The organism is Aquimarina litoralis, from assembly GCF_039523995.1.
In the GTDB taxonomy this organism is placed as follows: Bacteria; Bacteroidota; Bacteroidia; order Flavobacteriales; family Flavobacteriaceae; genus Aquimarina; species Aquimarina litoralis.
The window spans coordinates 763,744-777,899 of record NZ_BAAAGE010000001.1 but is presented as its reverse complement, the minus strand read 5'-3'; the positions used below and the strand labels follow the sequence as shown (position 1 = coordinate 777,899).

Annotated in this window: 8 protein-coding genes; 7 read left to right on the top strand and 1 reads right to left on the bottom strand. The window is 32.2% G+C overall.

Annotation, left to right across the window (positions count from 1 at the left end; genetic code table 11):
- The first annotated feature begins 472 nt into the window (after positions 1 to 472).
- The 3 genes from ABD077_RS03030 to ABD077_RS03020 are packed head-to-tail and all read left to right on the top strand — an operon-like array spanning position 473 to position 4,349.
- Positions 473 to 1,966 (top strand): xylulokinase, encoded by a 1,494-nt coding sequence (locus ABD077_RS03030; protein WP_343910363.1) that lies wholly within the window; start codon positions 473 to 475, stop codon positions 1,964 to 1,966.
- Positions 1,963 to 3,288 (top strand): xylose isomerase, encoded by a 1,326-nt coding sequence (gene xylA, locus ABD077_RS03025; RefSeq protein ID WP_343910361.1) that lies wholly within the window; start codon positions 1,963 to 1,965, stop codon positions 3,286 to 3,288. The genes ABD077_RS03030 and xylA overlap by 4 nt, the downstream gene beginning before the upstream one ends.
- A gap of 32 nt (positions 3,289 to 3,320) precedes the next feature.
- Positions 3,321 to 4,349, top strand: coding sequence for an aldose epimerase family protein (locus ABD077_RS03020; protein WP_343910359.1), 1,029 nt, complete (start codon positions 3,321 to 3,323; stop codon positions 4,347 to 4,349).
- 33 nt (positions 4,350 to 4,382) lie between these two features.
- Here ABD077_RS03020 and ABD077_RS03015 read toward each other — a convergent pair whose 3' ends face one another.
- The gene (locus ABD077_RS03015; RefSeq protein ID WP_299609902.1) at positions 4,383 to 5,411 is read right to left on the bottom strand and encodes a LacI family DNA-binding transcriptional regulator; all 1,029 of its coding nucleotides are present in this window, start codon (positions 5,409 to 5,411) and stop codon (positions 4,383 to 4,385) included.
- Between the two features lie 490 nt (positions 5,412 to 5,901).
- On the opposite strand from ABD077_RS03015, the gene ABD077_RS03010 reads away from it, so the two are divergent.
- The 4 genes from ABD077_RS03010 (at position 5,902) to ABD077_RS02995 (ending at position 14,007) form a co-directional block, all read left to right on the top strand.
- Positions 5,902 to 6,618: a glycoside hydrolase family 11 protein gene (locus ABD077_RS03010; protein ID WP_343910356.1), complete on the top strand. Its 717-nt coding sequence runs from the start codon at positions 5,902 to 5,904 to the stop codon at positions 6,616 to 6,618.
- A gap of 119 nt (positions 6,619 to 6,737) precedes the next feature.
- On the top strand, positions 6,738 to 7,586 hold the full coding sequence (locus tag ABD077_RS03005) for a formylglycine-generating enzyme family protein (protein WP_343910354.1): 849 nt from the start codon (positions 6,738 to 6,740) through the stop codon (positions 7,584 to 7,586).
- A 398-nt stretch (positions 7,587 to 7,984) separates the two neighbouring features.
- A complete protein-coding gene (locus ABD077_RS03000; RefSeq protein ID WP_343910353.1) occupies positions 7,985 to 9,601 on the top strand; it encodes a sodium:solute symporter in 1,617 nt (538 codons plus the stop codon).
- Positions 9,602 to 9,741: 140 nt separating this feature from the next.
- On the top strand, positions 9,742 to 14,007 hold the full coding sequence (locus tag ABD077_RS02995; protein ID WP_343910351.1) for a hybrid sensor histidine kinase/response regulator transcription factor: 4,266 nt from the start codon (positions 9,742 to 9,744) through the stop codon (positions 14,005 to 14,007).
- Positions 14,008 to 14,156 lie beyond the last annotated feature (149 nt).

The window sequence follows — 14,156 nt, the reverse complement described above, 5'->3', positions numbered from 1 at the left end:
GATTTTTAGTGGGTTAATCTCAATAATTTTAAAGAGATATTATGGCATCGTTAAATGTGCATTACCACTTAAAATTTGCTCGAATATATAAAGATTTGATCTTATATTCGCGGCGTAAAAACCTAATCGAAAAAACAGCAAAATTGAAACAATCATAATTATTGTATAAGTTGAGTTTGTGTTAAATATTATAATTTAGTTTCAATTCAGACCCTTAGGAGTAGTTAACCTAGGGGTTGTTTTTTTTATAATAACTTTTTCTTCATAAAGTGGTATTTTTAAGTTTACGTAATTGAAAACAAATTCATAATATATTTAGTTACGTTTTTAGGAGATTCTCTTTTAGTATCTATACTCACAATTTTTCATTTTTTACGAAAACTTGTTAAGTAGTTTTCGTTCATAATTTAAGTCCCATAGCAGTAATACTTTAAGGATTTTAGATTTTTACAAACAACAAGTTTACCTGCATATGTATTATATAGGATTCGATATTGGGAGTTCATCGATAAAAGCTGCTTTAGTTCATTCTACTACAGGTGAAAACATAGCCTCTATTCATGAACCAGAACAGGAAATGAACATTATCTCTGTTAATAGTAATTGGGCTGAGCAGGATCCTGATTATTGGTGGGAACAGTTATGTATTGCAAGCAAAAGACTATTAAAAGAAAATTCGATCTCTTCAGAATTGGTTTTAGGTATTGGAATTTCCTATCAGATGCATGGGCTTGTATTAGTGGATCATGATGGTAAGTTATTAAGAAATTCTATTATTTGGTGTGATAGTAGAGCGGTTGCTATTGGTAATAAAGCTTTTGAAGACCTAGGAGCTCAGAAATGCAAAGAGCATTTACTCAATTCTCCAGCAAATTTTACAGCTTCTAAATTGAAATGGGTACGAGACAACGAACCCGAGATCTATAAAAGAGTTTACAAATTTATGTTGCCTGGAGATTATATAGCGTATAAGTTTTCGGATACTATTTGTACCACAATATCTGGCTTATCAGAAGGGATACTTTGGGATTATGTATCTCAAAAACCAGCTGAATGGCTTTTAGACTATTATGATATTGATCCAACTCTTATTCCTGATATTGTAGATACGTTCTCTAATCAAGGTAGGGTCAGTGCCAAAGGAGCTAAAGAAAGTGGACTTAAAGAAGGCACACCTATTTTTTATAGAGCAGGTGACCAACCCAATAATGCATTATCCTTAAATGTTTTTAATCCAGGAGAAGTAGCGCTCACCGGAGGAACATCAGGCGTTATTTATGCCGTTGCAGATAAGCTACAAGGCAACGAGCCGGTGAAGTATAATAATTTTGCGCATGTAAATTATAAAACTGATAAGCCGGTAATAGGAAAATTATTATGTATTAATGGTGCCGGAATTCAATATAGATGGCTTAAGAATAACCTGTACTTAGAATCAGATTCCTATCAAACCATGAATGCACTGGCTGCAGAAGCTCCCGTGGGAGCCGATGGCTTGCAGTTGATACCTTTTGGTAATGGTGCCGAGCGGATGTTTGAAAATAACACTATTGGGACTCAATTGTGTAATATAAACCTTAATAAACATACCAAAGCACATATATGTAGAGCAGCATTAGAAGGGATAGCGTTTTCTTTTGTGTATGGTATGGAGATCCTAAAGAATGATGGAGCAGACATACGAGTGCTAAGAGCAGGAAATGATAACTTATTTAGATCAGAGATATTTTCTAATACGATAGCCACCTTAATCAATCAAGAAATAGAAATTTATAATACTACTGGTGCTATTGGAGCAGCAAGAGCTGTTGGAAGAACCCATAATACCAGTAATAGCTTTGAGAAAACAATTGCTAAAAATGATAAGGTGATGACTTTTCACCCACTTAAAAATAGTGAAGATTATCAATTAGCATATGAAAAATGGAAAAACGAACTTAATAGAATTTTAATTCACAAAAAATGATACTACTAGGAAACCAAGAATATTTTAAAGGGATCGATCAAATTAAATACGAAGGAAAAGAATCTGATAATCCTTTAGCATTTAAATATTATGATCCAGAAAAAGTTGTAGCTGGAAAAACATTAAGAGAACATTTTAAATTTGCGATTGCCTATTGGCATACCTTCTGTGGACAGGGATCGGATCCATTTGGCTGGGGAACTCAAAATTTTGGATGGGATTTGTCTTCAGACCCTATTCAAGCTGCAAAAGATAAGGCAGATGCCGCTTTCGAATTCATTAGCAAAATGGGTTTTGATTACTTTTGTTTTCATGATTTTGATCTTGTACAGGAAGCACCTACATTATTAGAATCAGAAAAGAGATTATCTACGATTGTAGAATATATCAAGGAGAAAAAGAAAGAATCTGGAATAAAACTACTTTGGGGTACGGCAAATTGTTTTTCGAATCCAAGATATATGAACGGTGCGGCTACCAATCCAGATTTTAAAGTGTTAGCACGAGCTGGTGCACAAGTAAAATTAGCCTTGGATGCAACCATAGCTCTAGACGGAGAAAATTACGTTTTTTGGGGTGGTAGAGAGGGTTATATGTCGTTGCTAAATACAGACATGAAACGAGAATTAGATCATTTGGCACAGTTTTTAACAATGGCCAAGGATTATGCAAGATCTCAAGGTTTCAAAGGAACATTTTTTATAGAACCGAAACCAATGGAACCTACAAAACATCAATATGATTTTGATACAGCAACATCTATAGGGTTTTTAAAAGAACATGGATTGGATAAGGATTTTAAAATCAATATCGAAGTAAATCATGCAACGTTAGCGCAGCATACATTTCAGCATGAGATAGAAGTCGCTGCAGGTGCTGGTATGTTAGGAAGTATCGATGCCAATCGAGGAGATTATCAGAATGGATGGGATACAGATCAGTTTCCGAATAATATTTTGGAAGTTACCGAAGCAATGTTAGTTTTCTTAAAAGCAGGTGGGTTGCAAGGTGGAGGAGTTAATTTTGATGCTAAAATCAGAAGAAACTCAACAGATATAGAAGATGTTTTCTTAGCGCATATTGGAGGAGCGGATATTTTTGCAAGAGCTCTAATAACAGCCGATAAAATTATTACATCATCCTCTTATGACAAATTAAGAAAAGATAGATATAGTTCTTTCGATGGAGGAAAAGGGAAAGAATTCGAAAGTGGAGCATTACAATTAAATGATCTTTATAATATTGCTTTGGATAATGGTGAAATTTCCTTAACAAGCGGAAAACAAGAATTATTCGAGAATATTATCAATCAATATATTTAATCAAAAACAATCGATTTCTATAATAGATGTAGATGATACAAAATACCTTATATACGTCGGATGATCCAGATTGCGTTTCGCTAGTGCTTGGTAATGCAAATGGTGCTAAATTAACAGTAACTAACTATGGAGCATCTATAGTAAGTCTGGAGATTCCGAATAAAAAGGGTGAGTTGATCAACGTAATTGCAGGATTAGATAATGTAGCAGATTATGAAGAGGTTTCCTATCATCCAAGTGCAAAGTTTCTAGGCGCCTCGATAGGGAGATATGCTGGTAGAATTAGAGAAGGTGGGATTGAAATAGGCGATGAACAGTATGTATTATATCATGAGAATAAAGTTCATCTGCATGGCGGTTTAAAAGGGTTTGATAAAAAGTTTTGGAAGTTAGAAAGTACAAGAGATAATACCATTACTTTTTCTTATGAAAGCAAGCATCTAGAAGAAGGATATCCAGGAAATCTAAAGGTAAAAGTGATGTATCAATTATCTAATGATAATGAACTCATTATTACCTATCATGCTACTACAGATAGAGATACTTTTGTTAATTTAACAAATCATGCATATTTTAATTTAGATGGATCAGGAAGTATCTTAGACCATTCTTTGCAACTAAGTTGTTCAGATTATTTAGAAGTTGATGCACTTCAATTGCCAACCGGAAAATTAATATCAGTAATGGGAACTCCGTATGATTTTTTGGAACCTAAGAGTTTACAAAGCTTGGAAAATTATGGACTCATTGATGACACTTTTGTTTTTAGTTCAACTAATAAAGAAGTGGATAGTCAAGTTCCAAAAATTAGTTTAGTATCTGATAAAAGTGGGTTAAAAATGGAAGTAAGGACGAATCAACCTGCGGTAGTTATCTATACTCCTGAAAGTTTTCCTGATTGGAATTTCAAAAATCAATCGATATATGGTAGCTTCCCTGCGATTTGTTTTGAGTGCCAAAATTATCCTGATGCTCCAAACCACCATCATTTTCCATCTGCTTTGGTAAAAGCAAATGACAAATATGAGAATAGAACTATTTTTAAGTTTTTAGCAATATAAATTTAGGAGAGTTTTTATTGCTCAATGCTATAATTACATTCTTCTGGTAGATTCTCTTTCTATAAGATTTGTTTTAATGACCTTAGTAGTATGCGAAGTTTCTATATTTTCGTTTTCTATTTTATCAATTAATATTTTGGCTGCAGCTTCTCCAAGATACGTACTATGTTGACTAACGGTAGTAATAGAAGGTGTGACATGGCGAGGTAATACACCATTCGTAAATCCAATAATAGAAATATCTTCGGGTACTTTATATCCTTTGTATAGTACCATTTTAAGAGTACTAATAGCAGAATCTTCTTCTAGGCATAAGATCGCATCTACTTTTTTCGAGTCTAATAGTATTTTTAGTAATGTATCAACATCATTAAACTCATCAACTTTTAGAATATAGTCGTCATCAATAGGAATATCTGCTTCTAATAAGGCTCTTTTGTAACCACTAAGCCTAAGTTTTCCAACACTAAGTTTATGAATGTTAGAAACAATTGCAATGTTTTTACAACCAGTTTTGATAAAATAATTTACAGCATTATAAGAACCTTCTTCATCATTAACTATAACTTTATCACATTCTATCTCATCAGTTACTCTATCAATCATTACAATAGGAATACCTTGATTTATTGCATTCTGAAAATGTTTAAAATCTTGTTTAATTTGAGTTTCTTCTGCAATAGATAAAATGAATCCATCTAGATCAGAGTTTTTTAGAAGCTCCATTACTGTCATTTCCTTTTCTAGGGATTCATTTGAGATACAAGTTATGAGGTTATATCCTTTTTGAGTGGCAATTTTTTCGATACCCACAAATACTTTGGTAAAGAAATGATTGAGCATATTAGGAATAATCACTCCTATTGTTTTGGTATTTCTTTGTTTGTCGTTGTTATAAAAGCTATTATTTGATTTGTATTCTAATTCTTTTGCATATTCCTGAATCATAGATTTTGTTCTGGTGCTAATCTCATAGCTATCATTGAGAGCTTTTGAGACTGTAGCAATAGAAACGTTGAATTCTTTAGCAATATCTTTTAATGTAATTCTCTTTTTTTTCATGACGATAGTGAATACTTTTTACTTCTACTTTTTTAAAAACCAATAGGGACAAAAGGTTGATAAAAATTCATGTAAACTTCCCTTTTTGTAAAATAATCTTAATAATTCGATCTACAATGATGTCATATTCAGATTGCAACAAAATTTCCACATATTGCTTCAAATATTTTAGAAGTCTTTTGAGAAAGAGTTAAATACTTGTTGGTATTTTATTTTTAAGCAATTAATAAATGGAAAGGATTATTCTTACAAGTGAAATATAGGTGTAAACCGAAATTATTAAGAAACATTTATTTGATTTATAGGGGTTTACGTGTTTACGAAAAGTTTTCGTAGAATTTGCTATTAAACTATGCTTATTAACAACTATTCGATTATAGAGTCATAATTTTGAGCATTAACTAAATTTTTAACACAAATTCATTCATATTTATAATCATTCTGCGCAGATAATTAGATGTGGATTATTTTAACTAAAACGTATATAATTATGAAAACTTATTTATGTATTTCTTGCTTGTTTTGTTTGTTTTTATTTTCTGGTTGTTCTGATGATTTAAATGCAGATAATCTTCCAGAAACTGCAGAACTAGAACAAAAGTCAATAGATAGTAACGGATATATTAGCGATAACCGAACAGATGGATATAACAAAGGTTATTTCTGGACAATTTATAAAGAAGGTGGTTGGGGTAGATTGCGTTTTCCGTATGCAAACCAATATAGTGGTAATTTCGAAATTGAATATAAGGATAATCAAGATATTGTTGGTGGAAAAGGATGGCGTACTGGGAATGGTAGAACTATAAATTATAATATAGGAACCCTACAAGGATCATACAATTTTGTTGGTGTATATGGTTGGACGCAAACACCATTGATGGAATACTACGTGGTTGAAAAAGGAAGTATTCCTGGACAAAATCAGAATAGAAATTATAGAGTCAACGGTAAGAATTACAAATTCAAAAAACAATTAAGATCGAATGCTCCATCTATATTGGGAACAAAAACATTCTACCAATATATTAGTGAACACGGAAATGCTCCAACAGGGTCTAATCAGAAAGTAAATATGCAAGCACATATTAACCATTGGAATCAGCATGGTGGTCATCAGGGTAATCTAAGAAATTTTGACTATCAAGTATTTGGAATTGAATCTTATACAGGAGGTTGGGGAAGAATCAACGCCAGTATATGGTAGATTATATATAATTAGATTTAAAAACATAGGATCCATATTCTGTAGAGTATAGATCTTATGTTTTTTGTTTTAAACACATTAAGTAAAATAACAATAAGAATTCATTTTTAATTGAGAATATGCAAAAGGGTTTTAGTTATTTTTTTCTTGGAATAATCATCGTATGCCTTTCCTGTAACCAAGAAGATTTTAATAAAAATGATATAGATAATTTGGTATTCATAAAGGGTGGTTCTGTTAAGAATAACAAGTCAAATCTTTATAATAAAAATGTATCTGTAAAAGACTTTTATATTGGAGCACATGAAGTGACGCAAAAAGAATGGAAAGCAATTATGGGAACCAATCCATCCAAATTTAAAGGTGATAGTTTGCCTGTAGAAATGGTAAGTTGGTATGATTGTGTTGAGTTTTGTATCAAAAAAAGTGAGCAAAAAGGTTTGGTACCATATTATAAAATCTACAAAGATTCTACAGATTCTTTTAATACTTCCCAATTTGATAGTATCAAGTGGTTAGTGAAAAGAAATCCAAAGGCAAATGGTTATCGTTTACCAAGCGAAATCGAATGGGAATATGTAGCGAGTGGCGGACAACAAAGTAAAAATTATATCTATAGCGGTAGCAATAAGATCGATGATATCGCTTGGTATTGGAGAAATAGTGGTGATACTATCTTAGACCAACAATGGAATTATATAATTATAGAAAAAAATAAATGTAGGACACATATTATCAATAATAAAGAACCAAATGAATTAGGCGTTTATGATATGACTGGAAATGTAAGAGAATGGTGTGATGATTGGTATGAAGATGAGCGGATACCAAGAGGGTTATTTCGCGCTCAAAGAGGCGGTGGATGGATTGGTCTCGAAGTTTATTTTAAAAATAGTGATCGAGATTACTTCGAGGCTAGTGGCATCGGACCTGATCAAGGTTTTCGTATCTGCAGAAACAAAAGTTAGATTTTAAAAATGATAAATTTTTGGACTTATAATGGCTAGATAATAAAATTGGATCGACTATAAAAAGCATCCTAATTACAGATTCTGAAAACTTCCTTATAATAGAAATCTGATAAATAGTTTTTTAAACTATCATATATGAGTAGAATGCTTCATAATTTACAACATTCGCTTCAAATTTTCTACCTGTTTGCTACCCCAACAGATAGTTTTGACTTTAATAAAATTTTAAGTAAAAATTAGATGAATTGTTAAACTATTCTTTTCGAAATTAAAGATAGTGCAACATTTGGATGATGTTTCCTTTTTGTTCAAAAGGGAATATAAAGCATTTGTCTACTTGTAAATTACTGAAATTAACAATCAACATTAAATTATATAATAACCAAAAACAATTTATGGAATCAGTTTTAGAACAATTGGATTGGGTGGTATTAGGAGTATACTTTTTAGCACTTATTGGAGTAGCTGTATGGGTGATATTACAAAGAAATAAGGACACTGCAGATTATTTTCTAGCAGGTCGAAATGTAGGTTGGTTTGTAATTGGAGCTTCTATTTTTGCATCTAATATAGGTTCTGAGCACGTTGTGGGATTAGCAGGTACTGGAGCCGAATCTGGTATGCCTATGGCACATTACGAATTGCATGCATGGATTGTATTATTGCTAGGATGGTTGTTTTTGCCTTTCTACATGAGAAGCAAAGTATTTACAATGCCCGAATTTTTGGAGAAAAGGTTTGATAGCAGATCACGTTGGTTCCTATCTGTTTTTTCATTAGCGGGATATGTAATAACTAAAGTTTCTGTGACCATTTATGCAGGTGGTATTGTGGTATCTGAGTTATTAGGGATTCCTTTTTGGTATGGAGCTATTGGTATCGTAGTTTTTACGGGAGCCTACACCATTGTCGGAGGGATGAAGGCAGTAATTTATACAGAAACATTACAAACAGTCGTGTTAATAGCTGGTTCTATCATTATAACTTATTTAGGATTGCAAGAAGTCGGTGGATGGGAAAATCTAAAAGCAACTGCAGGATCTGATCATTTTAATATGTGGAGGCCTATGTCCGATCCAGAATTCCCATGGACAGGATTGTTATTTGGAGGAACAATTGTGGGTATTTGGTATTGGTGTACTGATCAGTATATAGTGCAGCGTACCTTAGCCGCAAATAATATAAAAATTGGGAGACGTGGAGCAATTTTCGGAGCATATCTTAAGATATTACCAATTTTTATTTTTTTAATACCTGGGATCATAGCTTTTGCTCTGGCTAAACAAGGAGTGTTGTCTTATGATAAAGCAGATGAGGTATTTCCTGTATTGGTAAAAACGTTATTGCCAACCGGTTTAAAAGGGCTCGTAGCAGGAGGTTTGATGGCGGCACTGATGAGTTCTTTAGCATCTGTTTTTAACTCTTGTTCTACGATATTTACTATTGATATTTATAAAAAATTAAAACCTCAAACCCCAGAAAAGGATTTGTTGAATATCGGAAGAGTTGCTACTGCTTTGGTTGTAGTATTGGGAATCATATGGATTCCGATTATGAATAAAATAGGAGGAGGAGTTTTATATCAATATCTACAAAGTGTACAGTCTTATATAGCTCCTCCAATAACAGCTGTATTTATTCTGGGGATTATATGGAAAAGGGTAAATTCGAAAGCAGCAATAGTAACTTTGTTTTCTGGACTCTTGGTTGCAGCACTCAGAATAACCTCAGAGATTATAAAAGATGATTTGTCAGGCGTTGCTTATGAGTTTGCAACCATCAATTTTGCTCATATGGCAATCTTTATGTTTATTTTTTCGGTAATTGTATGTATAGGCACTAGTTTGATAACTACAGCACCAGATTATGCTACCATTCGAGGTCTTGCTTTTGGAACCTTATCATCAGAACAAAAGAATGAAACAAAAAACAGTTATACAGGAATTGACATTGCTTTGTCTGTACTGCTAGTAGTGGTAGTTGTTTCTATATTAACTTATTTTACAGGGTGATAACCAAGCCTATTTGTGTATCAATTGGAGACAGCTTCTTTCAAGCTTTTTTTTAGAAAAGTGAAAAATATTCTATTTTTAGAATAGTACTTTTTTGATATATCGGCTAGAAATAAAGTTCAAGTTGTTTTCAATTACAAATGAAAAGAGAACATTTTTTATTAGATTTAGGAGAACAAACAAAAACGTCAATGGGTTTTGACAAGGAAGATGCTACGTGTTATTTTAAAAAGTTATACCAGTTAGAACATATTAACTGGATCATACTAAATGTACTATTATTCTTTTCTTCTGTAAACTATATTACAGCACAAGAAAAATCTGAGCATTTTGATTTTGTAAGTGTCAAAGATGGTGTTTCTAAAATAGCAGTTCCAGTAATTAATCAAGATCAGAATGGTTTTATTTGGATCGGAACCGCAGGAGCCGGAATCAAGAGATATGATGGAATTGATTATGTGTCCTACAAACACAATCTAAAAGACACCACATCCTTAAGAGGTAGTTTTATTTATTGTTCTTATGTAGATAAAAAGAATAGACTTTGGGTTGGATCTGAAAATGGTTTAGACCTTTATGATCGAGAACGGGATCATTTTATCAGAATCAAAATACTAAAGCAGTTAAGAGAATTACAGCAAGCTAGTATTGCAATCAGCAGTATTGTTGAGGATGTAGAAGGAAATTTATTTGTTGGAACTTTCGAAACAGGCTTGATTAAGTTAGATCCTGAAACGAAAACCGTAGAACGAATTAAGAACGTAAACCTCGATAAAGGGAGTCTATTAGATATTAATGACCTAAAAGTAGACCAAAGAGGAAATTTATATGCTGCAACTAATTACGGTTTAAGAAAATATGATCCCGTTTCAAATACCTTAGGCCTGGCTACTTTTGAAACAGAAAATGGGAAAGCATCTATTGACATACCTCTGCAGAAACTTCTTTTTGCTAATGATGATATTTGGCTAGGATCTATATCAGATGGCGTCTATAATATCCATAGGATTCATTCAAATAGTTTTACAATTCAGAATTTTCTTTTTTCAAAAAAGAAAATCTTATCGATGATTACCAATTCCGATGGTACTATTCTTATCGGTACCGAAAATGACGGATTATTTCATATTACCGATAAAGGTGTCATCATTAAAAATTATCTTTTTGACAAGAACAATGAAAATAGTATTCGGTCAAATTCTATATGGTCGTTGTATTTAGATCGTAATGAAAGGATATGGTTGGGGTATTATAATAAAGGTATTGCTGTTTATGATAAATTATATGACAAGTTCAAAAATATCGAAAGTCTTACCAGTAATCCTAATTCTTTAGAGTCAGGATCTGTAACAGGAATAGTTCAGGATGCATCAGGTCTGTTTTGGATTGGTACAGATGGTGGAGGAATAGATGTATACAACCCCAAGACGCAGAAATTTATCCATATTAATAAACTCAATACCAAAGACTATTTAAACCTGACTTCTTACGATATTCAGACTATTTTTATTGATAGTAAGGAAAATGTATGGGCAGGTAGTTGGAGTGGTGGTCTGTTTTTACTCAAAAAAGGAACAACTAGATTTATTAATTATACGAGAGAAAATACAAATGGAGATCTCTCGTCTAATAGTATCATAAGTTTTGCAGAAGATAAAGAAGGTATTATCTGGATCGGAACCTTTTTTGGAGGTTTGATGTCATATGATCCATCTACCTCCAAGTTCGTGCATCATAATTCGGTTGGATTTACAACCTATGGAATTCATACGAGCGACATTCGTAAAGTACTGGTTGACTCTAATAACAATCTTTGGATAGGAGCAACAAACGGTTTGTATATAGCCAATAAAAAAGATGATGGTCGTTTTTCCGTAAGATTCTTAGGCGGTAATATGAAGAATGATAACCAAAATGCAACAAACATTAATCATATCTTATCGATTTTTGAAGCTTCAGATGGTTCTGTTTGGTTTGGAACCAGAGGTGGAGGGTTATGTAGATACGATCCTACAAAATATAGTTTTACTTGGTATGACGAATTATATGGATTGGAAGATGAAAATGTTTCTGCTATTATTGAAGATCAGAATAATAATATTTGGACTAGTGGAAATACCGGAATTCATAAATTAGATCTTAAGAATCGAAACATTACAGATTACAACATTAATGATGGATTATTATCTAACGATTTTAATTTTAATGCAGCATTTATAGACAAACAAGGAACTATTTATTTTGGGAATTATGATGGTATCGATTATTTCAATCCAGAACGTATAGAAACTAATAATAGCGCCACAGAATTACATCTTACGGATTTTAAGTTATTTAATAAAAAGGTAAATCTTAATGATCCTGAATCCCCATTGACTAAAGTTATTTCTGAAACTGATAGTATTTCATTAAGTAATGAACAGTCTGTTTTTACCATAGAATACACAGGAATTAATTATACACGTCCAGAAAAAAACACTTATGCCTATTATCTAGAAGGATTAGCAGATGATTCTTGGAATTATGTGGGGAATATGAGGAGTGCAACTTATACAAATCTAGATCCAGGTGATTATACTTTTAATTTAAAAGTTGCTAATAATGATGGCCAGTGGAGCGAAACACCTTTACAACTTTATATAAAAATCCTACCTCCTTGGTGGAAAACTAATATTGCTTTATTCTCATATATTTTACTGTTTTTACTGGGCATATACATACTTAATAAAGTTACCCAAAATAGAATTAAAGAAAAACAACAAATAAAATACGAAAGAGAAAAAAGAGCCAAAGAAGAGGAGTTAAATAATAAGAAGCTACAGTTTTTTACCAATATATCTCATGAGTTTAGAACTCCTTTAACGCTTATCATTAATCCTATAGAAGATATACTTAAAAACGAAAAACTAAATCTTCCTAAAGAAGTCACTGAAAAACATTTAGTAATCCATAAAAATACGGATCGATTATATCGATTAATAAATGAGTTAATGGATTATAGAAAATTAGAGGTTAATAAACTAAATGTTAAGGCAAGGAAAGTTGATATCATAGCATTCATCAGAGATATAGTAAGTTACTTTTTAATAGAAGCTTCGCATAAAGAAATAACGCTCGATATTCAAAAAGAAGTTAATGAGCTTACTGCATGGGTAGATGTGGGAATGCTCGAAAAAATTGTTTTTAACCTGTTGTCTAATGCATTTAAGGTAACTCCAGAAGGAGGTAAGATTACAGTTGGAATCAAAAAATCGGGGCAACTGCTTTTGGATAATCTTGATAATAACATATCTAACGAAAGCTTTCAGATCAGTATTTCTGATACTGGACCAGGACTTAAAAAGGAACAAGTAGATAAAATATTTCAGCGATTTTATCAGGTTGATAACTTAAACAAGTGGTATTATGGGGGTACAGGAATTGGTCTAGAAGTAGTAAGAAGTTTTGTAGAATTACACAAAGGTAAGATAGATGTAGATAGTGTAGTAAATAAAGGAACTACTTTTGCGGTAACCTTGCCACTAGGTAAATCACATTTTAAGGAAAGTGAAGTAGTCTCTGGAGAAGAAGATTCCGAAGTATTATTAAAGACTAAGTTCATAAGTCATGTTCATAATCAGAGCTTAGAAGAGCAAATAGAAGAGGAACAAAAATCCAATAGATTACTTATCGTAGAAGACAATACAGAATTAAGAAATTACCTTAAAAATGAATTGAGCAACCACTATAAAGTGTATGAAGCTAAAAACGGAAATGAAGGTCTGGAAATAGCTAAGAAAGAGGCACCAGATATTATCATTACAGATGTAATTATGCCCGAAATGGATGGTTTTGAATTTTGCTCCAGGATAAAAAAAGATATAAAAACGAGTCATATTCCTATACTTATGCTTACAGCTAAAACTATGGAAGATGATAAATTAAAAGGTATAGAGTCTGGTGCAGATGTTTATCTAAACAAACCATTTGATATGAGGGTGTTGAAATCATATCTAACTCAAATGCTTACCATTCGACAAATACTTTTTAATAAATATTTTGGTGATATCAGCGATGCAGAAATCAATGAGCATAATACATCATTAGATAAGGAGTTTATTCAGAAAGTCTTAAATCATATTTACGAGAATCTGAGTGATCCTAATTTAAGTGTAGAGTCTTTATCATCAGAATTACATCTTAGTAGAAGTCAGTTTTATAGAAAAATAAAAACACTTACTGGGCAGACGGCGAATCAGTTTTTAAGAAACATAAGGCTACAAAAGTCAAAGGAAATTTTAGAAAGTGGTTCTACTAATGTTAGCGAAGTTTGCTATAAAGTAGGTTTCTCCTCTCCCTCCTATTTTACAAAATGTTTCAAAGCACAATTTGGGATATTGCCTACAGAAGTTAGTGTGAATGAATAGTAATCTTACTTTAAAACATCACTAACATTATCCCAAGTCTTTACTATTTTCCAGATTTCATTTTTGTTGAGATATTTTTAATAGAGCTCCTTTGTATTTGCCAAAACATCAAAAAAGAGAAACAAAACTTCGTTTCTTAATAATTTCCT